24 protein-coding genes and 1 CRISPR repeat array are annotated in these 23,624 nt (G+C 71.3%); of the genes, 10 read left to right on the forward strand and 14 right to left on the reverse strand.

The window, feature by feature from the left end; translation table 11 throughout:
- Positions 1-47: 47 nt before the first annotated feature.
- Complete coding sequence (locus AHOG_RS15730) at positions 48-977, forward strand: LysR family transcriptional regulator (RefSeq protein WP_093942029.1); 930 nt, start codon at positions 48-50, stop codon at positions 975-977.
- Between the two features lie 291 nt (positions 978-1,268).
- A complete protein-coding gene (locus AHOG_RS15735; RefSeq protein ID WP_093942030.1) occupies positions 1,269-2,285 on the forward strand; it encodes a helix-turn-helix transcriptional regulator in 1,017 nt (338 codons plus the stop codon).
- Between the two features lie 128 nt (positions 2,286-2,413).
- On the opposite strand, the gene AHOG_RS15740 is transcribed toward AHOG_RS15735, so the two are convergent.
- Positions 2,414-3,121 (reverse strand): TetR/AcrR family transcriptional regulator, encoded by a 708-nt coding sequence (locus tag AHOG_RS15740; RefSeq protein WP_093942031.1) that lies wholly within the window; start codon positions 3,119-3,121, stop codon positions 2,414-2,416.
- A gap of 111 nt (positions 3,122-3,232) precedes the next feature.
- Between AHOG_RS15740 and AHOG_RS15745 the strand changes: the two genes are divergently transcribed.
- Positions 3,233-3,994, forward strand: coding sequence for an SDR family NAD(P)-dependent oxidoreductase (locus tag AHOG_RS15745; protein WP_093944494.1), 762 nt, complete (start codon positions 3,233-3,235; stop codon positions 3,992-3,994).
- A 353-nt stretch (positions 3,995-4,347) separates the two neighbouring features.
- Here AHOG_RS15745 and AHOG_RS15750 read toward each other — a convergent pair whose 3' ends face one another.
- Positions 4,348-5,616 (reverse strand): cytochrome P450, encoded by a 1,269-nt coding sequence (locus AHOG_RS15750; protein WP_093942032.1) that lies wholly within the window; start codon positions 5,614-5,616, stop codon positions 4,348-4,350.
- A gap of 465 nt (positions 5,617-6,081) precedes the next feature.
- Here AHOG_RS15750 and AHOG_RS29995 point away from each other — a divergent pair, with 465 nt between their 5' ends.
- From AHOG_RS29995 to htpG, 3 genes are all read left to right on the forward strand, one after another.
- Positions 6,082-6,591, forward strand: coding sequence for a methyltransferase (locus tag AHOG_RS29995; RefSeq protein ID WP_157736843.1), 510 nt, complete (start codon positions 6,082-6,084; stop codon positions 6,589-6,591).
- Positions 6,585-6,740 (forward strand): hypothetical protein, encoded by a 156-nt coding sequence (locus tag AHOG_RS30000; protein ID WP_157736844.1) that lies wholly within the window; start codon positions 6,585-6,587, stop codon positions 6,738-6,740. The genes AHOG_RS29995 and AHOG_RS30000 overlap by 7 nt, the downstream gene beginning before the upstream one ends.
- Before the next feature lie 249 nt (positions 6,741-6,989).
- A complete protein-coding gene (gene htpG / locus AHOG_RS15765; protein ID WP_093942035.1) occupies positions 6,990-8,987 on the forward strand; it encodes a molecular chaperone HtpG in 1,998 nt (665 codons plus the stop codon).
- Positions 8,988-9,135: 148 nt separating this feature from the next.
- Here the strand turns inward: htpG and AHOG_RS15770 are convergent, their stop codons facing one another.
- The 5 genes from AHOG_RS15770 to AHOG_RS15790 form a co-directional block, all read right to left on the reverse strand.
- Positions 9,136-9,870, reverse strand: coding sequence for a DNA alkylation repair protein (locus AHOG_RS15770; protein ID WP_093942036.1), 735 nt, complete (start codon positions 9,868-9,870; stop codon positions 9,136-9,138).
- A gap of 88 nt (positions 9,871-9,958) precedes the next feature.
- Entirely contained in the window at positions 9,959-10,372 is a 414-nt protein-coding gene (locus AHOG_RS15775) for a VOC family protein (protein WP_093942037.1), read from the reverse strand.
- On the reverse strand, positions 10,369-10,947 hold the full coding sequence (locus AHOG_RS15780; protein ID WP_093942038.1) for an SRPBCC family protein: 579 nt from the start codon (positions 10,945-10,947) through the stop codon (positions 10,369-10,371). Before AHOG_RS15780 ends, AHOG_RS15775 begins: the two co-directional genes overlap by 4 nt.
- Complete coding sequence (locus tag AHOG_RS15785; protein WP_093942039.1) at positions 10,947-11,303, reverse strand: ArsR/SmtB family transcription factor; 357 nt, start codon at positions 11,301-11,303, stop codon at positions 10,947-10,949. Before AHOG_RS15785 ends, AHOG_RS15780 begins: the two co-directional genes overlap by 1 nt.
- A gap of 82 nt (positions 11,304-11,385) precedes the next feature.
- Positions 11,386-11,955, reverse strand: a complete 570-nt coding sequence (locus tag AHOG_RS15790) for a dihydrofolate reductase family protein (RefSeq protein WP_093942040.1) — start codon at positions 11,953-11,955, stop codon at positions 11,386-11,388.
- A 408-nt stretch (positions 11,956-12,363) separates the two neighbouring features.
- On the opposite strand from AHOG_RS15790, the gene AHOG_RS15795 reads away from it, so the two are divergent.
- From AHOG_RS15795 to AHOG_RS15810, 4 genes are all read left to right on the forward strand, one after another.
- Entirely contained in the window at positions 12,364-12,891 is a 528-nt protein-coding gene (locus AHOG_RS15795) for an EF-hand domain-containing protein (protein WP_093942041.1), read from the forward strand.
- 213 nt (positions 12,892-13,104) lie between these two features.
- Entirely contained in the window at positions 13,105-14,214 is a 1,110-nt protein-coding gene (locus AHOG_RS15800) for an isocitrate/isopropylmalate family dehydrogenase (protein ID WP_093942042.1), read from the forward strand.
- A complete protein-coding gene (locus tag AHOG_RS15805) occupies positions 14,211-14,828 on the forward strand; it encodes a cysteine hydrolase family protein (RefSeq protein WP_093942043.1) in 618 nt (205 codons plus the stop codon). The genes AHOG_RS15800 and AHOG_RS15805 overlap by 4 nt, the downstream gene beginning before the upstream one ends.
- Entirely contained in the window at positions 14,825-15,817 is a 993-nt protein-coding gene (locus AHOG_RS15810) for an SAM-dependent methyltransferase (RefSeq protein ID WP_093942044.1), read from the forward strand. The genes AHOG_RS15805 and AHOG_RS15810 overlap by 4 nt, the downstream gene beginning before the upstream one ends.
- A 485-nt stretch (positions 15,818-16,302) precedes the next feature.
- A CRISPR array of direct repeats spans positions 16,303-16,879; the repeat unit is 29 nt; unit sequence CGACCAACCTCCACGTGCGTGGAGAGCAC.
- Positions 16,880-16,897: 18 nt separating this feature from the next.
- Here the strand turns inward: AHOG_RS15810 and cas2e are convergent.
- Genes cas2e through casA form a run of 7 tightly spaced genes read right to left on the reverse strand, consistent with a single transcriptional unit; the run spans position 16,898 to position 23,157 of the window.
- A complete protein-coding gene (cas2e, locus tag AHOG_RS15815; RefSeq protein WP_093942045.1) occupies positions 16,898-17,203 on the reverse strand; it encodes a type I-E CRISPR-associated endoribonuclease Cas2e in 306 nt (101 codons plus the stop codon).
- 3 nt (positions 17,204-17,206) lie between these two features.
- Positions 17,207-18,190, reverse strand: coding sequence for a type I-E CRISPR-associated endonuclease Cas1e (gene cas1e, locus AHOG_RS15820; RefSeq protein WP_211290410.1), 984 nt, complete (start codon positions 18,188-18,190; stop codon positions 17,207-17,209).
- Complete coding sequence (gene cas6e, locus AHOG_RS15825) at positions 18,187-18,819, reverse strand: type I-E CRISPR-associated protein Cas6/Cse3/CasE (RefSeq protein WP_157736845.1); 633 nt, start codon at positions 18,817-18,819, stop codon at positions 18,187-18,189. Before cas6e ends, cas1e begins: the two co-directional genes overlap by 4 nt.
- Position 18,820: 1 nt before the next feature.
- Complete coding sequence (gene cas5e, locus AHOG_RS15830) at positions 18,821-19,570, reverse strand: type I-E CRISPR-associated protein Cas5/CasD (protein WP_093942047.1); 750 nt, start codon at positions 19,568-19,570, stop codon at positions 18,821-18,823.
- Positions 19,567-20,754, reverse strand: a complete 1,188-nt coding sequence (cas7e, locus tag AHOG_RS15835) for a type I-E CRISPR-associated protein Cas7/Cse4/CasC (RefSeq protein WP_093942048.1) — start codon at positions 20,752-20,754, stop codon at positions 19,567-19,569. Before cas7e ends, cas5e begins: the two co-directional genes overlap by 4 nt.
- The gene (casB, locus tag AHOG_RS15840) at positions 20,751-21,566 is read right to left on the reverse strand and encodes a type I-E CRISPR-associated protein Cse2/CasB (protein ID WP_093942049.1); all 816 of its coding nucleotides are present in this window, start codon (positions 21,564-21,566) and stop codon (positions 20,751-20,753) included. Before casB ends, cas7e begins: the two co-directional genes overlap by 4 nt.
- Entirely contained in the window at positions 21,559-23,157 is a 1,599-nt protein-coding gene (gene casA / locus AHOG_RS15845) for a type I-E CRISPR-associated protein Cse1/CasA (RefSeq protein WP_157736846.1), read from the reverse strand. Before casA ends, casB begins: the two co-directional genes overlap by 8 nt.
- Positions 23,158-23,624: the final 467 nt, after the last annotated feature.

A 23,624-nucleotide genomic window follows, 5' to 3' on the forward strand; every position in this document is an offset into this window, starting at 1 on the left:
CACGCGATACTTGTCGGGTATCGCCGCTGTTCGAAAGAGGCCGCGTCATGGAGGCACGTCAACTGCGCTACGCGGTGGCGCTGGCCGAGCACCAGCACTTCGGCCGTGCGGCGGCGGCTGTCGGGATCGCCCAGCCGCCGTTGTCGAAGCAGATCGCCGCCCTGGAGCGGGAGATGGGCGCCCGGCTGTTCGACCGGACGACGCACGGCGTCTTCCCGACGGCGGCGGGCGAGGCGTTCCTCGTGCGCGCGCATCGGGCACTGGCGGAGATGTCCGCCGCCGCCGTCGACTCCGGACGGGCCGCCCGCGGCGAGACGGGCATGCTGCGCATCGGCTTCGTGGCCTCGGCGCTGCTGGAACCGCTGCCCCGCGTACTGGTCCGATTCGGACGGGACCGGCCGGACGTGCGGCTGAGCCTGCATGAGATGTCGACGAGCCGGAGCACCGCCGCGCTGGTCAGCGGTGAACTGGACATCGCGATCGGGCTCGGCTCGCCCCGAGGGCCGGGCGTGGAGTCCCTCGCCTGGGCACCGCTCGGCCAGGACCGTCTGGTGGCCGCGGTGGCCCGGTCGCATCCCTATGCCGGGCAGCAGACGATCGGCCTCGGCCAACTCCGACGGCAGCACCTCATCATCTCCGCGGGTGAGGACGAGCCCGCCGTGATCGGCACGCTGCGCGCCCTCTTCGGCGCGGACACCGGGGCGCTGGAGGGCGCCACGGTCGCGCGGGACGTCCACACCATCGCGGGCCTGGCCGCCTGCGGCGTCGGCGTCGGCCTCGGCCCCGCCCGGATGCGCATGATCGCCAGGCCCGATCTGTGGTTCTGCTCGGTGACCCCGCACACGCTCCTGCCCGACCTCACGCTGTCCTTCCGCGCGGCCGAAGGCTCCCCCGTGCTGGCGGCCTTCCTCGACACGCTTCGTGGCCACTGCGCGGACATCGACGACGCACTGGCTCGGCAGCTCGGCCCGGGGTGACGCCGCACGCCGCCCACCCTGTGCCGCTGCCACCCGTGCCGTGCCCGGTCGCCCCGTGCCCTGCCACGCGGCCGTGTCCGGCGGCCGCCGCGCCGCCTCGGCCGTGCCGAGCGATCCGCCGGGCCGGTCGGCCTCGCCGCCGTTCCGGCCGATCATGCCCTGGCGCCATGACGGGAAGGTGGAGTCGGGGGCCGCTGCCTGCGTCGTGTGCCGCCCCGGTTCGACGAGACCGTGGGCGCCGACCACGCTGTTGACCGTCGCCGCGCGTGCCTCTTATCGTCGTGGCGGGGGATGAGCCTGCGGCGGGAGTGGATGGTTCTGGACGCACTCGACCCCGACACGACGTCTGGCCTGGTGTATCGGACGCTCGTCAGCCGTCCCCGCGCCCGTCTCGACGAACTCGTCGCCGAGACGGGACTCGACGTCGACGTCCTGCACGAGGTGCTGCGGCGACTCGCCGCCGAACACGTGACGACGCGCCTGGACGACGGCCGATGGGAGGCGCGTTCCCCCGCCGAGATCACCGGGAACATCGGGAACCGGAACACCGGGGGGACTCCCGAGACACTGCCGCGGCGTGACGTCGTCCGGCGCGCGGAGCTGTGTCGATCCGTCGTGGAGCTGGAACGGGTCTTCCGGATCGCCCGCCGAGACGGCAGGCGCACCGAGCCGCTGGAGGCGATCGACGATCCCCGCCGCATGCTCGCCGTCCTTCGGCGGCTGCGAGCCGGCACGCGCCGGGAGCTGCGGGTCATCGACCGGCCGCCGTACTTCGCGCCGCCGCCGTACCTCGCCGCGCCGGACGGGAGCCGGCCCGCCCCGCAGGCCGCCGGGCCCGCCTGCCGCACGATCTACCCAGAGTCGGCGTTCGCCGGATCGCGGGCCCCCGATACGGCGGCGCTGGTCAAGGCGGGCGGACAGGCACGCCTGCTGCGGGACCCGCCCCTGCGGCTGGTGATCGCCGACGACGACCTCGCCGTGGTGACGGCCCGGGCCGAGGACGACTCGGGGCCGGTGTCGCTGGTCGTCCGCCGGTCCGGCCTGTTGACGGTGCTGGCCGACACCTTCGAGACGCTGTGGCGGCTCGCGACTCCCGTCTCGACCGTCGGCGGGGACCGACTGGACGACGAGCGCGACCGTCGCATCCTCACGTTGTTGGCGGGCGGCGCCACCGACGACGCGATCGCCCGCAGACTGGCGTTGTCCCGCCGCACCGTCGTCCGCCGGGTCGCGGCGCTGCTCGACCGTCTCGGCGCCGCCACCCGATTCCAGGCGGGCGTCCAGGCAGCCCGGCGCGGGTGGCTCTGAGCTTCGCGCCCTCGTCCACCGAGGCGTCCGACGGCGTATCCCTCCGACGCCGTCGCCCTGGAGAGGGGCCGGCGAATACCGCCGACCACGGTGCGGCGGGGGACCACGGTGCGGACGGGCGCGGCTGGTCAGCGGCCTAGTCCGTGCACCGCGACCCGCAGCGCCTCGCGGACCGTCTCGACGAGATCGGCTCCCCGGGCGCGGCCGGCATCCTCGGCCGCGCTCGACCCGTCGCCCGCCGACTCGTCGCCTGGTGATTCCCAGGCGTGGTGCTCCACCGCCGTGCGGAGTGCGCCGCTGATCATCGCGGCCCGGACTCGAGCTCGGAGATCGTCGAGTCGCAGCCCGGTGGCGTGGCAGAGCGCGGTCGCGATGACCAGCTCCGCCTCGTCGTGCACGGTCAGCCAGACCGCGCGCAGCGCAGGCTCGGTCCGCGTGAGACGGACCAGGTTCAGCACCGCCCACACGTCGACGGCGGTCTGCCCCGCGGCGAACGCCGCCTCGTCGACGAGGGCGGCCGGGTCCGCGCCCGGCCGCCAGCGCGAGAGCCCACGAGTGAGGAGCTCCAGGCCGTGGGTGAGCAGTGGCCGGACGCAGGCCTCCTTGGTGGCCGTGTGCCGCCAGAAGGTGCGCAGCGATACACCCGCGGCGGCGGCGACGTCCTCGGCGCCGGTGGCCGCCACGCCGTGTTCGGCGAACAGCCGGACGGCCTGCCTGGCGATCTCCAGCCGTGTCTCCTGTCGGCGCCGTTCGCGCAGCGGCGGCCGTCCCGCGCCGGGCACGGTGGTCGACGACTCGACGTCCGCCGCGCCCGCGCGCTCCGTCGGAACCGGCATCGTCTGCTCCTCACTCGCGGCGTGGCTCCGCCGCCACTCGACAAGCTGGCACGATGGGCCATGATGGCACACTGTGCCAATACGGAGCGCGATGAACGGACGGAGGCCCAGATGAGCGGCGACGGACTCGACGGCAGCAGCGTGATCGTCACGGGAGGCGGTGCCGGCATCGGTCGCGCCGCGGTCCTGCGCTTCGCGGTCGAGGGCGCCCGCGTCGTGGTGGCCGATCTCGACGCCGACCGGGCGGCGACCGTCGTCGGCGAGGTCGCGGCGGCGGGCGGGACCGCCGTCGCGGCGGTCGGCGACCTGGGCGAGCAGTCCGTGGTCGACCGCGTCGTCGCCGCGGCCGTGGACGCCTTCGGCACCGTGGACGTGCTGGTCAACAACGCCGGGATCATGGACGGGATGACCGCCCTCGCCGACGTCACCGACGAGGAGTGGGAACGGGTGCTCCGGATCAACCTCACGGCGCCGTTCCTGCTCAGCCGCGCCGTCCTGCCGCACATGCTCGCCCAGGGCGCCGGGGCGATCGTCAACACCGCCTCGGAGGCGAGCCTCCGCGGCAGCGCGGCGGGCGCCGCCTACACCGCCGCCAAGCACGGCGTCGTCGGCCTGACCAAGTCCCTCGCGGTGATGTATCGCGACGCGGGCATCCGTGCCAACGCCATCGCACCCGGCGGGACGAGGACCAGCATCGACCTGCGCCCCAGCACGGGGACCGGCCCCGCCGCCCTGGCGCCGTACCTGGCCGGCGTCGGCCGAGTCGCCGAGGCCCAGGAGCAGGCCGCGGCGATCGTGTTCCTCGCCTCCCCGGCCGCCTCCAACATCAACGGCGTCGTCCTCCCGGTCGACAACGGATGGTCCGCCGTCTGAGAACGCAACTCACCGCACGACGGACGTCACCTCCCGCTCGGCACCCGCGACCCGAACCGACCAAGGCCGAGAATCCGGCCAGCCAGCTCGACGAAGGCCGCCCCCGCCCACGAGGTACAGCACACGCCACCACGCCGACCCCACCCCGTTCGACGGGAGACGCCGCCGGTCCCGGCCGTCCTCGCCCTGCCACGACGCGGAACTCGGCCGCACGCCTCGCCGAGGCGTCGGCGGGCGCACGACCGGCGGCGGGGTGCGCCGACTCCACTCCGCCGGCCGCGAAGGCGCCTCGCGAACGCCCGTCCGCGACGACCTCACCGACGACCCGGCCCGGCCTGCGAAGACCGGCCGACTCACCAGATGACCGGCAGCGCGTGCAGACCGTAGATCGTCATGTCCGCGCGGAACCGCATCCGCGCCAACGGCGCCGCGGGCCGCATCGCCGGGAAGCGGCGCGACAGCGTGGCGAGCGCGACCTGCAGTTCGAGACGCGCGAGGGTCTGCCCGAGGCACTGATGCACGCCGAAGCCGAAGGCGACGTGCCGCGAGGCGTTGGGACGGCAGACGTCCACGGTGTCCGGGTCCTGGAACTCCTCGGGATCGCGATTGGCCGCCGACACCGCGATGATCACGCCCTCGCCCGCCGCGAGCCGCTGCCCGCCGATCTCGACGTCCTCGGTGACCGCCCGGCGCGGCCCGTTGCGGATGATGCCGTGGAACCGCAGCAGCTCCGTGACCGCCCCCTTCATCAGCGCGGGCTCGCGACGGAGCCGTTCGGCGGTCTCCGGATCGCGCATCAGGCTCAGGGCACTCAGGCTGATCATGTTCGCCGTGGTCTCGAAGCCGCCGATGAGCAGCACCGCGGCGACGGCCAGCAGGTCGGGCCGCGACAGCTCGCCCGTGCGCAGCCGTTCGACCACCAGTCGGCCGAGCAGGTCGTCGCCGGGCTCGCGTTCCTTGGCCGCCACCAGTTCGTCGAGGTAGCCGGCCAGCTCGTCGAGGACGCGCGCCGCCTCGCGCGGGGTGTTCGCGATGCGGTTCGCCCGAGCCGTGAGGTCGCGGAACAGCGGATGGTCCGCCGCCGGGACGCCCAGCAGCAGACCGATCACCGAGGAGGTGAGGGGCAGGGCGAAGTCCGCGACGAGGTCGACCGGCCGCGGCGCCCGCTCCATCGCGTCGCAGAGCTCGTCGGCGATGCGCTCGATGCCCGGCCGCAGCTCCTCGATCCGCCGCACCATGAACTCGTGCGTCAGCATGCGTCGAATCCGGGTGTGGTCGGGCGGGTCCATGCGGATGAAGCCCAGACTGGCGACGGCCGTGTCGGCGGTGCTGCCGCCGACCATTCCGCTGCGGGGATAACCGGGCGCCGTGGGCACCGAGCTGAACCGGCGATGGTCGCCGAGTACCGCGCGGGCCTCCGCATGGCGGGTGACCAGCCAGGCCTGACTCCCGTCGAGCAGGGAGACCCGGACCACCGGCGCCGCGGCGCTCAGTGCGCCCAGCCCCGCGGGCAGGGCGAACGGGCGGTCCGGCGGCGGCGCGACCGGCAGCGGCGGCGCGACGGGCGGCGGCGCGACGGGCGGCGGCGCGACGGGCCGTGGGGACACGCTCAGGTCGCTCATCTCGCTCCTGCTCCGCGCGGAACCGCGCACCACGACAGGCACTCACCGGGCGGACCCGTCCGATGGGGCGACGCCGGTGAGACCCGCTCCGCCATTGATCGACTTCGCCGCCGGAATCCGCACACAACGTAGCCGGAACACACGAGGACTTCACTCGAAGTCACCGGTTCGGGGTCGCCCCGGCCGCCGCCCTCGCGTCGGATTCGACGAGGTCGGCCACGCACTGCGGCGCCGCAGGCCCGCTCGGCGAATGCGCCTGCCTGTTCGGCCCTCGCGGTGTCCGCCCGCGGCGAGCAGGATCGGCTCGGCACAGACATGTCGGCACCACCGCCGTACCGCATGCGGCACGGCGCGGGGACGGCCGCGACAGACCCGGCCGGACGGAGAGGCGGACGAGATGACGCAGCAGGGCCGTCGCCGGCGCGGCCGGTCATGTCCCGATGATCGGTGAGGAGCACGCTCACCGTGTTCGACGCTGGCACGAGACCTCACTATCGCGCGGGACAGCGCGCCGGCACCGTCGACCAGCACTTCGAATACCTCGGACGAACCCTGCTGATACCGCCGACCGTCATGCCGATCACCCCCGTCTCCCGTCACCTCGGCGAGGCGGTCCTCGCCGAGGTCCGCACGACCGATCGGGTGTTGGACAGGGGGACCGGCAGTGGCGTCAACGCGATCCTCGCCGCGTCTCGATCGGCGCACGTCCTCGCCGTCGACGTCAACCCGGACGCGGTCCGCGCCGCCCGCGACGACGCGGAGCGCAACGGCGTCGCCGATCGGATCGAGGTACGGCACAGCGACGTGTTCGACGCGGTCGACGACCGCTTCGGTCTGATCGTCTTCGATCCGCCGTTCCGCTGGTCCGCCCCCCGTGACCGGTTCGAGGTCGCCATCACCGACGAGGGCTACCGCGCGATGACGACGTTCTTCCGGGAGGCCCGCGAACACCTCACCCCGGCCGGGCGATGCTGATCTTCTTCGGGACCTCCGGAGACCTGCCGTATCCGCGGCGGTCGGCCGAGGAGAACCGCTTCGACGCCGAGGGCGTCGCACAGGGCCGCCTGATCCGAGACGATCGGCAGGTGGACTACTTCACGTTCCGCATGACACCGCGTCGTTGACCACCACGTCGGTCACCACCGCGTCGACGACCACCGCGTCAACCGGGACCGCCCGCCGCGCGTGCGCCGAGATCACCTCGGACCGGCGCGAGAGGAGGCATTCGACGCCGAATCCGCCGCCCGCGTCCCGCCGGCGGACACCCCGGCTTCGATAGAATCGCGGTTCGTCGATGCACACCGCACAGCGGTGGTTCGGACTCGCGCCGGCGAGCCGGAGCCGTCGGTGCGGAGAACCCGGAAAGGACGCCCGTGACCACCCCGGTCGAGACACTCGAATTCCAATCCGAGGCCCGTCAGCTGCTCCAGTTGATGATTCACTCCATCTATTCGAACAAGGACACCTTCCTGCGAGAACTGGTGTCCAACGCCTCGGACGCCCTGGACAAGCTGCGCCTGGAGACCTACCGCGACAAGGACCTCGACGCGGACACCTCCGACCTGCACGTCCGGCTGGAGGTCGACAAGGATCAGCGCACGCTGACGGTGCGCGACAACGGCATCGGCATGAACCGCGACGACGTCGTGAACCTCATCGGCACCATCGCGAAGTCGGGCACCGCGGAGTTCCTCACCAAGCTCAAGGCGTCCCAGTCCCAGGACCCGTCGATCTCCCAGGATCTCATCGGCCAGTTCGGCGTCGGCTTCTATTCGAGCTTCATGGTCGCCGACAAGGTCACCCTCGTGACCCGCCGCGCGGGCGAGGCCGAGGGCGTGCGCTGGGAGTCCGACGGCGGCGGCAGCTACACCATCGGCCCCGCCGAGGACGCTCCCCAGGGCACGTCGGTGATCCTGCACCTCAAGCCCGCCGACACCGACGACCAGCTCCACGACTACACGTCGCCCGCGAAGCTGCGCGAGGTCGTGAAGCGTTACTCCGACTTCATCACCTGGCCCATCCGGATGGCCGTCGAGACCCCGGCCGAGACCTCGACGACCGAGGCGGAGACGACCGAGGATTCCGACGCGGCCGAGCAGGCCGAGGGCGAGACCACGAAGGCCGAGGCGACTCCGGCGCTGGAGACCCTGAACTCGATGAAGGCCCTGTGGGCCCGTCCCAAGGACGAGGTCACGCAGGAGGAGTACACCGAGTTCTACAAGCACGTCAGCCACGACTGGTCCGACCCGCTGGAGACGATCCGGCTCGCGGCCGAGGGCACCTTCGAATACCAGGCGCTGCTGTTCCTCCCCTCCCGCGCCCCGCTCGACCTGTTCATGCGGGACGCCCGGCGCGGCGTACAGCTCTACGTCAAGCGCGTGTTCATCATGGACGACTGCGAGGAGCTGGTCCCCGAGTACCTGCGCTTCGTCAAGGGCGTCGTCGACGCGCAGGACCTCTCGCTCAACGTGTCGCGGGAGATCCTGCAGCAGGACCGCCAGATCCAGTTGATCCGCCGCCGCCTGGTCAAGAAGGTGCTGTCGACGATCAAGGATCTGATGTCGGCGAAGCCTGCGGACTACGCGACCTTCTGGTCGGAGTTCGGCCGCGCCGTGAAGGAGGGCCTGCTCTCCGACTTCGACAACCGCGAAGCGATCCTGGAGATCTGCTCCTTCCCCTCCACGCACGACGAGGAGAAGCCGACGACCCTGCGGGAGTACATCGAGCGGATGAAGGAGGGTCAGGAGCACATCTACTACCTGACCGGCGACTCCAGGACGAGCATCGAGAACTCCCCGCACCTGGAGGCCTTCCGCGCCAAGGGTTACGAGGTGCTGGCGCTGACCGACCAGATCGACGAGATGTGGATCGACTCGGTCGACGGCTTCGACGGCAAGCGGTTCCAGTCGGTGGCCAAGGGCCAGGTCGACCTCGACACCGAGGAGGAGAAGAAGACCTCCGAGACGGAGCGCGCGCAGCGGGAGAAGGACTTCGCGACGCTGCTGTCCCGCATGTCCGAATCCCTGTCCGAGCAGGTGAAGGAGGTTCGGCTCTCCGCCCGGCTGACGACCTCCCCCGCCTGCATCGTGGGCGACACGCACGACGTCACGCCGACGCTGGAGAAGATGTACCGGGCGATGGGCCAGGAGATCCCGCAGATCAAGCGCATCCTGGAGCTGAATCCGACGCACCCGCTGGTGACCCGGCTGCGTGCCGCGCACGACGCGCGGCCCGACGGCGACGACGACGGCACGCTGGCCGAGACCGCCGAGCTGCTGTACGGCATGGCGCTGCTCGCCGAGGGCGGCGAACTCGCCGACACCGCACGGTTCACCCGGCTGCTGGCGGGCAGGCTGGAGAAGTCGCTGTAATCCGTTCGACAGGATCGTTCCGCCCGGCGACTCCCCCTGCCACCGGGCGGAACGACCTGATCGCCGACCGCCGCGCCTCCCGGTCCCGGCCGACCCCTCGCGGGGCCGGTCGTGTGGCCCGCCGGCACGGCCGGGCCGTGGCCCTCAGTCACGGCCGGGCCGTGGTCTTCAGTCCTCGGTAATGCGCCCGCACCTCGGGTTCGAGGTGTTCGATCGCGTACCGCAGCATGGTGCGCGGCATCGTGGCGGCGTGGGCGTCGAGGAACTCCCGCAGCCGCTCGGGCGCCCGGCGACCCGCCTCGCGCAGCCAGCCGCCGGTGGCCTTGTGGATCAGGTCCTCCTCGTCGCCGAGCAGGATCTCCGCCAAGGCGAAGGTGTCGTCGACCTGGCCGTGTCGGAGGAAATAGGCCGTGCTGACGATCGCGGTGCGCCGCTCCCACAGACTCGTCGACCGGGCCAGCCGGTAGAGGACGTCACGCGGCCGGTCGAACAGGTACCCGCCGATCACATGCGGCGCGCACACGTCCACCAGATCCCAGTTGTCGATTCGATCGATCCGAGTCAGGTAGAGGTCGTACAGCTCCTGGCGACGCCGGGGCGTCGTCGATCGCCGCCTGGCCTGTTTGTCCATGATGCTCAGCGCACCGGCGCGAACCTCGTGGAGCGGGCTGGCCAGCAACAGCTCGATCTCGGTGAGCGGCAGGTCGACGAACTCCTTGGCCAGGGCGAAGACCTGCCCCATCCGCACGCCCAGGAACCGGTCGTTCTCGCCGTACTCCCCCGCACCGGTCTTGAAGTATCGCTGGATCTTGCGCAGCTCCTCCTCGGACCGGTGGCTCTCCAACCGTTCGACGAAGCGCCGTGCCGTGAGTTCCGTCGTCATTCCGATCTCGCGTCCTCTCGATCCGACACCGCGCCTCGGCACCCTCCGCCGCGGGCCGAGCGCGGCTCCGCACCGCCGGATGCCGTGCTCACGCGCGAGCCGAGATCTGCTGCACCGCCCAGCGGTTGCCGTCCGGGTCGTCGAAGAACACGAACCCGACGTCGTCCAGCACGTCGTCCGCCGTGCTCGTCCGGAACCCCTCGGGCCCGGCCACCTGGACCTCGCCGACCTCGACGCCGCGCCCCGCCAGCTCCGCCCTGGCCGCGCGGACGTCCGGGACGACCAGTTGCAGCGCGGACCGGGATTCGGGCTCCGCCGACACCGGCGCCGCGTTGAGGACGATCGAGCAGGACGACCCGGGCGGAGTCAGCTGGACCACGCCGGGGCCGCCGGCCGCCCGCGTGTCGTGATCGACCGCGAAGCCGACCTTCTCGGCGTAGAACGCCTTGGCCCGGTCCACGTCGGCGACCGGCACGGTCACGACTTCCAGCGTCCAGTTCATCCGTTTCGCCTTTCTCTTCTCAGCTCCGTCGTGCCCGATGCGTCGGTCGGGTCAGCCGCTCGGCGGCGGCCGTCGACGCCGTACGCTCGGATCTCGGTGAGCACTCGGGCGAGCCGGTCGTGGCCTTCGCCGACGCCGCGCTCCATGGGGGTCCGCAGTACCGCGTCGCGCGCCTCGCGAGAGGGCGCCGTCACCGTGGTGACCACGGTCGTCCGGCCCTGGTCTTCGACGAACTCCGTCGTGACCAGCGTCTCGGCGCCGGCAGGCGCGTCGCCGTAGGACTCGGTCTGCACGAGCCGACGCCCCGCGACGATCTCGCGGTACACGCCGTGCTGCGTCATCTCGGCCCCACCCGGTCCTCGGGAGACGAAGCGCCACGCCCCGCCGACCCGGAGGTCGACCTCGCACTCCACGAGTCGCCAGCCCCGCGCGCCGAACCAGCACAGAAGCAGTTCCGGCGTGGTCCAGGCGGCGAAGACGAGCCGGGCGGGCGCGTCGAAGTCCCGGGTCATCCTGATCTCACGATCCGACGGGGTGGTGACCACCACCGAGCCCGCCCCTGACGTCGGCGGCATCAGACGTCGCCCTCCTTCTCGGTGTGAGTCTCCTCGGCCCGCAGCCCCGCCAGCACCTCGTCGAGCCTGCGGAAGCTCTCCTCCCGGCTGCGGCGGAACTCCTCCAGCCAGCCGAGGACGACCCGTAGCGGGGCGTCGTTCAGGCGGGACGGCCGTCGCTGCGCGTCTCGGCCTCGCGTCACCAGACCGGCCCGCTCCAACACCTTCAGGTGTTTGGACACGGCGGGCTGACTGATGTCGAACGGCTCGGCCAGCTCCGACACCGTGGCCTCGCCCTGCGCCAGGCGGATCATGATCGCGCGCCGGGTGGGGTCGGCGAGCGCCGCGAACGTCCGGTCGAGCAGCTCTGAACTCACGCTTCATAACCCCCAGGTTTCATAACCTGATGGTTTTCTACCGGGTCCGCCTCGCGACGTCAAATCGCCGTCCGCCCGGGCCCTACCGAGGCAGGCGCAGCCGGATCGTCAGGCCCGAGACCTCCAGGACGTCGAGCGGGACGGGCGGCCGCCCCGGCCGGTCGAAGAGTCGGACGCCGTCGCCGAGCAGGATCGGCACGATCGAGACCAGGATCTCGTCGAGCAGGTTCGCCTCGACGCACTGCCGGGCGACGTCGGCACCGAACACCCCCACGATCCGATCCCCCGCCGCCTCCGTCGCGGCGGCCACCGCGGCGTGGAGGTCGTTCACGAAGCTGACGTCCCCGGCGACGGGTTCGGCGGGAAGGTCGTGGGTCAGCACGAACGTCGGCCCGCTCCACTGCCCGCCGTAGGCACCCTCGCTGTCGGTGCCCTTGTTCGGATCGTCACCCCGAAAGGTGCGACTGCCCATCAGAACGGCGCCGACGGCGTCGGCGAGGTCCGCCCTGAACGTGGCGTCCGGATCCGCCGACCCGGAATCGGACGCGGGCTCGGCCGCCGTCATGTACGGGGTCAGCCAGGACATGTCCCCGCCCGCTCCCGCGATGAAGCCGTCCAACGACATGCTGCACTGGTATTGCAGGCGACTCATGAACCGTGTCCTCCGCTGTTGTTCGCACTCGGCGGTCGGCGATGGCAGGCGGTCTCGGCCTGCCCCACCCACCGGATCGGCGGACCGCCTTCGCGATCGGCCCATCCGGAGCCTACGGACGGGCACCGACATCCGCCCTTTTTAACTCACCGTGAATTCGGTCCCCGATCGACATCGGCATTGCTCACTCTTTCTGGTGGCTGACGATGATTTGAGGGACTTAACAGACACTGCCTGGCATAGTGAACCGCGGAGATCATCTTCACTCCGTCGGACGCAACGCCTCATCGATTCCCGCTCATCCCGCGCCGAGATCCCGCCCGTCGACGACGGACTTCGGCGGCTTCGACCTGCCCCGACGACGGCGCCTTCCCCCATTCGAATCCTGACGAGAAAAGCGAGCGACCAATGCAGCCGGAAGTCCTCCATCGAGTCACGCTCATCTTCAACCTTCTCGACGCCGACGGCTCGGGCAGCCTCGCGCCCGACGATTTCGAGCTCATGTCCGCCCGCGTGTCCGCGGCCGCCACGGGGTCCGGGGACGCCGCGAAGTCCGCCGCCCACGCCGCATTCCGCCGGTTCTGGACCACCCTGGCGGCGGAACTGGACGCCGACGGCGACGGCGTCGTCAGCTTCGAGGAGTTCTCGGCCTGTGTGCTGTCTCCCGAGCGCTTCGACGAGACGATCGCGGACTTCGCCGACTCCCTGGCCACGCTGGGCGACCCGGACGGCGACGGACTCATCGAGCGCCCCCTCTTCCTCGCGCTCATGACGGCCATCGGATTCGATCCGGCGGGCATCAACGCCCTCTTCGACGCCTTCGAGCCCACGGAGGCGGACGAGATCTCGGTGGCCTCGTGGACGCAGGCGATCAAGGACTACTACGCGCCGGACAAGGCAGGCATCACCGCGGACCTCCTGGTCACCAACGCCTGAACGCCGGACCGCGCCCACCGGGGCGGCCGATCCAGCGGCCGCCCCGGCCTCGGCGCGGCGCACCGCCGCACGCAGGCACCGCGGCCCGCCTCCGACGACGGACTCACGTTCGAGATCGGCCGGCGGCCGCGCTTCGAACCCGCACCACGCATGTCGGGTGCCCGCCACCACGGCCGGGCGCCCGAGACCAGATCGCCATGACGAAGGAGCACCGTGGGACGGAACATCGGATTAGCCGTCGGCCGTGGAACCGGCCCGGAACTCGCGGACGTCTTCGAGCAGACCGCGCACCACATCGGCGGGCTGTATTCGAGGTCGGTGACGATCACACGATCACCCCGGATCTATCACTCCTATTCCTCCCTGCTCGCCGAAGGCGACACGCGGCGCATGCGCCGCGGCACCGAGGAGGACGCGGATCACTACGAGCGGTTCTGTCGCGATCAGGCCGACCGGGGCACCTCGGCGATCTTCCGCACCGCGATCAACGCCCAGTCGCTGTATCTGGTGCGTCGACGACTTCGCGCGGTCAAGGTCGACCTCATCGCCGGCGCATCGGGCGAGCTGCTGCTGATCCGCGACGCCGCCCAGGGCTTCTACACCGGCGAGAACAGCCATTCCCCCGGCGTGGTGACCCGCACGATGACCTTCAGCCGGGAGATCACCGATCAGGTCATCTCCTTCGCCTTACGCCGAGCCCGCGACGAATGGCCGGACGACGACGTCGACGAGATCGTCATGGCCTACAAGTTCCATCTGCTCGACGGCGCCTTCACCGAATGGGTCGCCGACGCCGCCGCCCGCCACGGCGTCGACATCGCGCTGCGGCAGCCGGACACCGTCAACCGCGACCTCATCGAACGAGGACCGTCCCGGCGGACCCTGATCATCGGCGGCAACGAATGGGCCGACGCCATGCACGCGGTCCTGCTCGACCGGTTCGCCGCGGAGCGGCAGGAGAGCCGCTTCACCGAGAACATCCACCTGCATCCCGAGGTGTCCGGCCTCGTCGAGTTCCAGACCGTGCACGGCTCGGCCGACGACCTGGCCGGGCGGGATCGCGTCAATCCGACGGCGACGGTCCGGGCCGCGGCGGCGATCATGGAGCGCCACGCCCACTGCACGGGAGCGATCCGGGCGATGGAACTCGCCTTGGAATCAGTCCGCACGCTCGGCGTGCACACTCCCGACCTCGGCGGAGACCACTCCACGACGGCGATGACGGCCGCGCTGCTCGACGTGCTGGAACCCCACGCGGCCCCGCCCCCCGGCAGCACACCCCGATTGCACATCGTGCCCGGCGGGCCGAGGGCGGACCCGTGACCGCCCCGTCGCACCCGGCGCTGGTCGTCGTGGACCTGCAGAACGACTTCTGCGCCGGGCCGCGCGCCGCCGCCCGGTATCCCGGCGATCCGGCCACGCTGGACATCGTCACCACCAACGCCCGCCGCGCCGTCGCCGTCGCACGCGCCCACGGCGTCGAGGTCCTCTTCGTCCGTTTCCTCGGCGACCGCGAACATCAGGGCGCGAGCTGGCGACGTCGAGACCAGGCGCGCGGCCGCGAACCGAAGTGCCGCAGCGGATCGTGGGGCGCGGAGTTCCACAAGGTCCGCCCCGCGCCGGACGAGGCCGTCTTCACCAAGCTGGCGTGCTTCGACGCCTTCCTCGCCGCCGGTTTCGAGGCACATCTCACCCGACGCGGACTCACCCATCTGGTGTTCGCGGGCCTCTACACCGACGTCTGCGTGGACTCCACCGCCCGCACCGCGTTTCAGAAGGGCAGGCACGTGACAGTGCTGTCGGACTGCACGGCGAGCCTGCACCTGCCCGACGAGGAGATCCTGCGCTTCATGAACGTCGTCTACGGAGCCGAGATCACCACCCACGACCGCCCGGAGCACTGGGCCGCGCCCCGACCGACGAAGGAGAACACATGACCACACCACCATCGGACGACGGAGTGACCGAGGGCGTCGGACGAACCGCCCTGCTGGTCGCCGCGGGCCGGGCCATCGAGACCCACCGTGCCGACTCCCTCGCCCAGGACCCCTACGCGGAGCACCTCGTCCGCGCCGCCCCGGACTCGGTGCACTGGCCGATCCGCATCGAGGACGTGCCCGACGGCGACGCGAACCCGCTCTGGGGTCGACTCGGTCGCTACTTCGGCCTGCGCACCCGCGTCATCGACGACTTCCTCTTATCGGCCGCCGCTCGAAGAGCCGGCGGCCAGGTCGTCCAGCTCGGCGCCGGTCTCGACACCCGTCCGTTCCGACTCGACTGGCCCGCGGGCACGACGCTCTTCGAGATCGACCGTGAGCACGTGCTGTCCTTCAAGCACACCGTGCTCGACCGGCTCGGCGCCCGGACCACCGCGCCGCTGCGCTCGATCGCCGCCGACCTCCGCGACGACTGGTCGAGCGCACTTCTCGACGCGGGCTTCGCACCCGACCGGCCGAGCGTCTGGCTTGCCGAGGGTCTGCTGCTCTACCTTCCCGCAGAGGCCGAACGGCAGCTCATCGACACCGTGGACCGGCTGACCGTCGGCGACGGCGAACTCTTCTACGAGATCAAGCTCCACGAGTCCGCCGAGATCCGCGCCGACCCGCTCTACGCCGTCGCCCGCCAGGAGTTCGGCATCGACCTGCTGGGCCTCTTCGACACCGAACCGAGGCGCCCCTCCACCGCCACGCTGGCCGAGCGAGGCTGGTCGACGCAGGTCCGCACCTCGCACCACTTCACGCTCGAGTACGGCGCCGGACCGCCGAGGGCACGGCCCGACGCGCTGAGCTCCAACCGGTGGGTGTTCGCCGACCGAGTCCGCGCCACGACGACGCCCACCGAGACCCCGACGGCCCCGGCCACGCGGCTCCGCGGCGACCCGCCGCGGACCCGGCCGAGTGATCTGCTCCTCGACGGCGTCGAATGAGCCCCGGCGCCGGTGGGACGGAGTTCGAGCCGGATCGCCGTCTGACGGCCTGATCGCGGTCGCGGCGGGCGGTGCCGACTGCCACCGCGTCGAGCGACCTCAGTCGCCCCGGTCGTCACGGCGTCACGGCGTCACGGCGTCACGGCGTCACGGCGTCACGGCGTCACGGCGTCACGGCGCATGCTCCCCGGCGCTCGAAGCTCCCCGCCACCCCGAGACCCCCCGGCTCCCGCCGAGCCTCGGCGCAGGCCGGAGAACCGGAGTCGGGCCCGCGCACCCGGGCCCGGCTCCGCCCCCGACAGCGCCCGACCTCGGCACGACTCCCTCCGCCGGGGCCGGGCACTGTGTCGCCCGACGACGGCGGCGACCTCCGAGGGCGCACGGCCTCCTGGGACACCCGGCGCGCTCCCGCGATCGACTCTGTCGCGGGCTCGGCGGGACGATCACGTGCCACCTGTGCGAAAGAGCACGCGGTCCGAGCGGCCCGACCGATCTTTACGTGCGTGGAGAGCACCAGATTCCGTGCGCCCTGCTCGACACCATGCGCCACCAATCTCCACGTGCGTGGAGAGCACCCGATGCCGACCTAGAGGCCGCACGCATCCTGCGACCAACCTCCACGTGCGTGGAGAGCACTCCTCGCGGTCGTGGTCGTGGTCGCGGTTCTTCGACCAACCTCCACGTGCGTGGAGAGCACAGTACAGGTCCCGGATCACGTCGCCGACCTCCGACCAACCTCCACGTGCGTGGAGAGCACGCGATGCGCAGCTTCCCGAGGACGTAGGCGCCCGACCAACCTCCACGTGCGTGGAGAGCACCAGCGGCCGGCCGGCGAACCGTTCGATCTCGGCGACCAACCTCCACGTGCGTGGAGAGCACGAAGGCCTTCCAGAAGCTCGACATCCGGTGCTTGGCCAACCTCCACGTGCGTGGAGAGCACGGGCCGCACCCGCCTCGCCCAGGCGGGCGGTGCGACCAACCTCCACGTGCGTGGAGAGCACGAGATGAACTCTATGACCGTACCTAAGGACCGCGACCAACCTCCACGTGCGTGGAGAGCACCCTTCGCGACCTGGGCTTTCAGAGAGCCGATTGACCGTTCGTGTCTCGGAACTCGATGAGTTGGAACCCGTCGAAGTCCATGACGCGGCGGCGCCGCCGACCGGCCGTCTTGACGATGTACCGCTGTTCGTTGTCGGCGGGGTGCACGCACACGGCGGCACCGTCGCCGACGGCCTCGCTCACGGCTTCCCACAGCAGGTCGCGCACCCGAGCGGAGACGCTGCCGACGTAGAGGCCGGGTGCGGGCTCGGTGAGGAACCGGCTGAGTGAGCCTCGGACGTAGTCAGGGACGGCCGTCGTGGAGATGACGATCAGGTTCGCCACGCTTCACCAGTCCACGTCGTGGGCGTGATTACGGCCCGCCTCGACGGCGCCGAGGTCGGGGTCCCAGAGGTGCACGAGCTCGACCTCCTCCGGCTCGTCGAGCTCCGCAGGCTCCGTGCCGCCCGCCGGCGTCAGCAGTCGCTGAATGTCCAGGACGATTTGGGGCATGAGCCGGTAAAGCCGAAAGTCCTCCCGCAGGCGCCGCCGCACCTCCCGGTCGGGGTTGCCGTGTCTGTGCAAGGCGAAGGCCAGGGGAATGGTGTGGCGAGCCTTGTAGAGGTCGGCGACGTCGTAGACGAACGAGTGCTGCTTGCCGCTGTGCAGGAAACCGAGGCCGGGACTGACGCCCAAGGCCAGCATCACCGAGTGGACGACCCCGTACAGGGCGGCGTTCGCGGTGGACAGTGCCTGGTTGACCGGGTTCTGCGCGTCCCAGTTCTCCGGGTTGTAGTTGCGGCGGAATCCTCGGATGCGGTGCTGTTCGGCCATCGCGTGGTACAACGACTTCATCCGCGCGCCTTCGAGACCGCGCAGGCCGTCCAGGCTCGTCCCCGGCGGCACGGGCAGCCCGAACCGCTTCTCGTACATCGTGGCGGCGACGGCGAGCCGGGTGGTGTCGTCGGCCCAGAGCCGGACCTGACGTTCGAGCCACTTCGTGCTCTGGCCGCTCGCCTGAGCCCCGGAGTACATGCGCACGCCACCCGAGCCCGTCCACACCACGGTGGTGTCGTGCCGGGCGAACGTCGCCATCGCCGGGTTGGTCACCGAGGTGCCGGTGCCCAGCAGGACGCAGGACACGGCGGCCGTGGGCAGGAAGACACGGCTGGTCTCGCCGTCCTGTCGCTGTACCTGGGCGCAGACGCCGGTGTCCTCCTGGACGATCCGCACGTTCTCCAGGTAGAGGAACGACAGCGAGTCGGCCAAGCGGGGCAGCATCGCCACGGCAGGCCTGGTGAGCAGTCGACGCGGATCGGGCATCGTCGTCATGAGGCGTCCGCCGGGCCGAGGCTGAGCATGCCGCAGCCGTAGGTCTTCGCCCGGCCGATTCCGTCGGCGACAGCGGCGCGCAGCAGGTCGGCATCGGTGACCATGCCCACGCCGTCGAATCGGGTGAGCCCGTGGCGGGTGCCGTGGGCACCGAGGACGTCGTCGACGGGACTGGACACCACCTGCAACGGGTGCAGGCCGGCGGCGGTGGCCTTGCGCAGCCACCACAGGTCGGCCTCGGTGCCTCGCAGGACCTTCAGCTTCCCCCGCTTCTCCTGCTCCGCAGAGTTGCCGTGCCGTCGGGTGGCGTTGGCGACGATGCGGTACCGCACCCGCACTCCGGGCCGCAGCGAGTCCAGCAGGGGTCGCAGGTCGCGGTCCCGCGCGCCTGCGGCGAGTTCGGCGGGCAGCGCGGCCAGCCTGGGCGGCTGCCGGGTCTGCGCCAGCAGGCCCACGCCGGCCCGACCGGGTTCGATCCGGTAGAGCAGGCCGCCGCACTCCCTGGGGCGTTCTCCGAGGTCATCGGGCAGCAGCCTCATCAGGGTGCGGTGTAGACGATCGCCGTCGAGCAGGCCCGTGGTGACGGGGAGGGTACGGGGCGACAGGTTCAGCCGTACGAGCCAGGTCACGTCATGCCTCCTGTCGCCGGAGGTAGGAGGCCAGCCTCGGCGGATAGTCCTCGAGTACGAACATCCCGAGCCTGCTCGGCAGCCTGCGGGTGATCGTCCAGATCGGTCGTCTACGGTGCTCGCGGCCGATGGTCGCGAACGTCGACGGCGCGTCCCGCGCCTCGGAGCGAACGGCCTCGGCCCGTCCGGTGTCGTAGACGAAATCGACGGGGATCGTCCGCCCTACCCGGTGGACACGTGCGAGCGGCACGGCGTCCTCCAGCTCACTGATCGGGTCGTCGACGTCGGTGCGCAGCAGGAACGGCTGCGACGGCGGGCAGGATCGCCTGCCGAGGTAGGGCTGCCAGTGCGGCCGGGCCAACGCCCGCCCGACGTCGCCGAGCAGGTCGTCGGGCCCCTGCACGGCGACGACGAACACGGCGTCGGCAAGGTACTCACGCCAGGTCTGCACGGTCCCCTTGCCCGGCGGCCGCCCCTTGCCGTCGGCGGTGGGGATCTTCCGGCCGGGCGGCAGCGCGCCGCCCGCCGTCTGGTAGTCCACGGTTCGCGTGCCCGGCCGGTCGATGCGCACGGTGAAGCTCAGCGGGGCGAGCGCCGCGAGCGGCTCGTCGCGGCCGATGCCCATCGAGGCGGCGATGATCCCGATCAGGCCGGACCGGGTGGGAAACGCGGCCGTGTCGCGCACGTCGAACGCACTGCGCTCCCCCCAGCTCTGCAACGGCCCGGCCAGCCGTAGCAGCAGCCCGCTCACGCCTGCCGCTCCACGCACGCCGCCTGCACGGCCGCCGTGATCAGCGCCCGGAACGACTCATGACGGGTGCCGAACGCGGCGAGACGCTCCGCCGGATGTCCCTCGACGGTCAGGTCGGCGGCGGCATGACCGGCGAAGAGCACGTTCTCACTCGTCAACAGCGTCGTCATCGACGCGGCGTGGGAGGCGAGCCGTTCGACCGACCCGGCCAGGTAGCCGTTCTTCCCACCCAGCGGGGTCTCGAACGCCGAGGACAGCGACACCGGCCGATCGGACCGCACCGTCACGTACACCAGGTCGGGCGGGGTCACCGCACCCGTGGAGTTCTGCTTGCCCGAGGGCACCGCGTTGACGAAGCCGTCCAGGAAGGCGTCCACCAGGGTTCGGGTCACCGCCACGTCGCCGTCGAGGTTCGCGTCCAGCCGGGCCAGCCCGACGTTGGCGTACCGATAGAACGTCCCGGCGCTGAAGTAGGCGGTGTTGATGTGCCCGCTGCCGGGGATGCCGAGCCGGTCCTCGACGTCGTCGACGGCGGAGAAGAAGTCGTACTCCACCGAGGTCCCGTGCGTGGTGAAGGCGTGCGCGAACTGCACGGCACCGTCGACGTTGGCGCCCGGCAGCTCCACGAGCATCCGTCCGAACAAGTTGATCGTGCCACTACGCCGCCCCAGGATCTCGGCGATGTCCTTGCTCGGCAGCACGGGCTTGATCTTGTCGGTCTTGCCCTTCTTCGGCCGGGCCTCCTCGGCGAGGATCTCCTGCCGATGCTTGTCGGCGAGCGCCGCGAGGTCGTCGATGCCCGCCTCCGGCAGCAGCAGCAGCACGCTGGTGGTCTGTACCTGCTCACCGCGTTCGTTCTTCTCCGCCTTCAGGCTGATGCCGCTGCCCGCCGACAACGCCACCTGGAGCCCGGCGGCCTCGGCGTCCACCCGCGACCAGCCCCAGGCCGACGACGTCAGCCGCTCGGCGACTCCCCGCACCACCCGGCGGGTCCGGACGGTGTCCTCCCCGACGACCTTCTCCACATGCAGGCGCACCGCGCGCTTCCAGCTCTGGCTGGAGACCCTGGTCCGTTCGACACCGCCGAACATCACCGATTTCGGGGCTCCGAGGTCGTCGCGGTTGACGTTGGAGTACGGCAGGGTCTGAATCGCGTGCACATCGAGGTACGCGGGCGTGGTCATGCGATGTCCTTCGGGGTGTCGTCGGTGTCGTGTCCGTCCTGATCGGACGGAGTGAGGCCTCGGTAGTAGTCGCGCAGCCAGGACGCGGCGATCCGCTGCCGGTCGTCGTCCCAGGCCGCCAGGTCGCAGACCAGGGCGGCCCAGTCCACCGAGATCCGCGACGACCGCAGCAGCGCCATCAGCCGGGGCAGGTGTCGGTGGACGACCTGGACGTCGCCCCGACAGAGCCGATGCAGCTGCGCCTCGGCCTGGGAAGAGGAGGTGACCTTCTGTTCGACGGCGAAGGCCAGGGTCGCGCCGATCGATCGGGGCGGCCTGCGCTGCGAGACGTCGGCGGTCTGCTCATCCGACGACGAGCCCTCCGGCTCCGCCGAGGCGGCGTCCGTCCGCCCCACTACGGCGGCGGCCCCGGCCCATGCGTCGCCTGCGGCCTGTTCGCCGTCCACGGCCTTCGCGTCGTCCGTGGCGTCGCCCGTGAGCGGCGCGGCGGCCGCCACGTCCTCGTCCCGTGCCTGCCGGGGCTGGGCGCAGATCAGCGCGGCGACCGTCCGAAACGCCAGTTCCGTCTCCTCGGAGGCCGATTCGGGCACGAACCGGCTGACCTCCCGGAACGCCGCGAAGGTCCGCGCCTCGCCGGGTCCGCCGCCCAGGGATCGCCGCAGCGCCGCGCGCCTGCCGGGCGAGTCCAGGACGTGCCTGCGCAGGTACCACACCATGCGGCGCGCGGCGTCGGCGATCTCGGCGGGCCCGCGCGCGACGGTGCGCGGTGCCGAATCGGTGACCTCGGCCACGGCGGCCGATGGGTCAGACATCTCGTGACTCCCTCGTCGTGGTCTTCCATCCGCGCAAGAGCAGCCGCCGGGCGATCTCGACGGCCCGGATCTCCTCGGGTGAGCGGGCATAGCCGTCGGTCAGTTCGGAGTAGACGTGCAGCGCGATCTGGATGTTGAGATTCCTCGGATGCTCCTGGGGCGGCTCCGGCGCGGTCACCGTCGCCCAGAATCGCGACTCGGCCCGCGCCCAGTACCGGGTCATGCCGGGATACAGCCACGGAACGCCGTCATCCCGCTGCTTCGGCTTCAGCGGGCTCCGGGTGATCGCCGCCCACGCGGCGGCGAAGGCGGCACGGAGGTTCGCTCCGACCGCCTCGGCCGCGTCGATCGCCGTGGTCACCCGCACCGAGCGTTCGGCGTCGTCGGCGGTGAGCAGCCGAAGGACCGGTGGCGTGGTGCCGCCGAAGTACTGGTGATCCTTGGCCTGAGACCGATCCTGATCGAAGCCCAGTGCCCTGATCCGCACCGCGTCGACGTCGACGGGGCTGCCGTCATAGGCCAGCTCGGCGAGGGTGTCGAACACGGCGGGCCGTCGGCGTTTCGCGGTGGCCGCGTCGGAGCGCCTGCCCACCAGGGCGTCAAGATCCCGCCACGCGGCCCGATCCGCCGAGGCGTACTCGGCGAACAGCGTGTTCGGGTCCTTGGAGTTGGCGCGGTGGATGAGGAACGGGTCGAGCGCGGGCACGGGTTCACGGCGGGAGGCCCAGGTGATGCGCGCGTCCACGACCGCGCGACCGTCGTCCGAAGGGGTCAACAACAGGGCGTGTCTGCAACGGCCGACGAGCAGCCGCGCGATGCCGCGCGGCGGGGGCGTCATCCCGAGCGGGTCCGGGTAGTCGTCCTCCTCCCACGGCGCGAGGTCGTCGGCGTCCGACGGCAGGAACGGCAGGCCGATGAGCAGCGTCTCGAAAAGGGACGATCCCCAGGGGTGAAACGAGGTCGTCCCCCGCAGCGGGCTGATCCGTGTGTCGGCGGCAGGCTTGTCCTGACCGGGCGCCCACCGCGACGTGCACCGGCCGCCCGGCCCGTAGAACAGCCAGGCGAGCAACGCGGCGAACGCCTCGGCGGCGGGCGCCGGCGGCGGATCGTCGTCGGTGGTGTGGCTCTGCCACACGAACGACTGCCCCGCCGACCGCCCGAGCATCAGCTTGTTCACGCCCGAGGTGGCCGGTTCGCCGCGGGTGTTCCGGCATTCCGCCCGCAGCCGAGCATCCTGGAGGAACGGGCGATCCCCGAACAAATCGAATCGCCCCGGATACCGGGAGAGATACCGGTCGATCGCCGCCGGATCAAGCCGCCCCGCGCGCAGCACCTCGTCCCGCCGGTCGCACCACGACTCGACATCGTCGATCCCATCCAGCCCCGTGATCCGCGCGGTCAACACCGCGAGGACCCGCAGCAGCGCCGACTCGGCGGGCGGCGAGGACAGCGACAGATCGGCGATCTCGTGGGCATGGACGAGAAGCTGCTGCAGGCTGACCACGTCGCCGGGTGCCTCGGCGGTCGGCGGCGGATCACGGTCGGGCGACCACCGGACCGAACAGAGAGGTTCACTGAGCAGATCGAACATCGACGTCGACATCCTGTCGTGAGGCCGAATGCGTGCGGTGCAGGGCTAGGGTGTGGGCCGTCTCCACGCATGTGGAGGTGGGTCGCTAGCGGTGTAGCCGCCCGACTGTTCTCCACGGAGGTGGAGGCGCGCTGCCGATTCCGGCAAACGCCTCGGGCCTTACCCGTCAGCAGGGGTGAAGCTAGCCGTGTAACCACTGAACGACGCTAGAATACACCCTCGGCACTCGTATGAACACCGAGGGTCAGCATCGGCGATGTGTTCCGATCTCCAGTCACCCGACCCGAGACCGCCGGGACCGTCACATCGAACGTCGACTTCGCAACCGGACGATCACCGACTGTGCCGACCGGGCCAACGTAGTCGCGGCCACCGACAGAGACCGACCGTTGCCCCTCCACGCCGACTTCTCGGCGTCGACCGTCTGAGAGGATGCGGACATGCAGCACACCCACAGCGTCGAAAAC

Origin of the sequence: Actinoalloteichus hoggarensis, assembly GCF_002234535.1 — a bacterium.
Lineage (GTDB): Bacteria > Actinomycetota > Actinomycetes > Mycobacteriales > Pseudonocardiaceae > Actinoalloteichus_A > Actinoalloteichus_A hoggarensis.

Bases quoted from the DNA above. Each gene is read 5' to 3' on its own strand.
- AHOG_RS15730 (WP_093942029.1), top strand. From the start codon at position 48: ATGGAGGCACGTCAACTGCGCTACGCGGTGGCGCTGGCCGAGCACCAG.
- AHOG_RS15735 (WP_093942030.1), top strand. From the start codon at position 1,269: ATGAGCCTGCGGCGGGAGTGGATGGTTCTGGACGCACTCGACCCCGAC.
- AHOG_RS15740 (WP_093942031.1), bottom strand. From the start codon at position 3,121: ATGCCGGTTCCGACGGAGCGCGCGGGCGCGGCGGACGTCGAGTCGTCG.
- AHOG_RS15745 (WP_093944494.1), top strand. From the start codon at position 3,233: ATGAGCGGCGACGGACTCGACGGCAGCAGCGTGATCGTCACGGGAGGC.
- AHOG_RS15750 (WP_093942032.1), bottom strand. From the start codon at position 5,616: ATGAGCGACCTGAGCGTGTCCCCACGGCCCGTCGCGCCGCCGCCCGTC.
- AHOG_RS30000 (WP_157736844.1), top strand. From the start codon at position 6,585: ATGCTGATCTTCTTCGGGACCTCCGGAGACCTGCCGTATCCGCGGCGG.
- AHOG_RS15770 (WP_093942036.1), bottom strand. From the start codon at position 9,870: ATGACGACGGAACTCACGGCACGGCGCTTCGTCGAACGGTTGGAGAGC.
- AHOG_RS15775 (WP_093942037.1), bottom strand. From the start codon at position 10,372: ATGAACTGGACGCTGGAAGTCGTGACCGTGCCGGTCGCCGACGTGGAC.
- AHOG_RS15780 (WP_093942038.1), bottom strand. From the start codon at position 10,947: ATGCCGCCGACGTCAGGGGCGGGCTCGGTGGTGGTCACCACCCCGTCG.
- AHOG_RS15790 (WP_093942040.1), bottom strand. From the start codon at position 11,955: ATGAGTCGCCTGCAATACCAGTGCAGCATGTCGTTGGACGGCTTCATC.
- AHOG_RS15795 (WP_093942041.1), top strand. From the start codon at position 12,364: ATGCAGCCGGAAGTCCTCCATCGAGTCACGCTCATCTTCAACCTTCTC.
- AHOG_RS15810 (WP_093942044.1), top strand. From the start codon at position 14,825: ATGACCACACCACCATCGGACGACGGAGTGACCGAGGGCGTCGGACGA.
- cas1e (WP_211290410.1), bottom strand. From the start codon at position 18,190: ATGACGACGATGCCCGATCCGCGTCGACTGCTCACCAGGCCTGCCGTG.
- cas7e (WP_093942048.1), bottom strand. From the start codon at position 20,754: ATGACCACGCCCGCGTACCTCGATGTGCACGCGATTCAGACCCTGCCG.
- casB (WP_093942049.1), bottom strand. From the start codon at position 21,566: ATGTCTGACCCATCGGCCGCCGTGGCCGAGGTCACCGATTCGGCACCG.
- casA (WP_157736846.1), bottom strand. From the start codon at position 23,157: ATGTTCGATCTGCTCAGTGAACCTCTCTGTTCGGTCCGGTGGTCGCCC.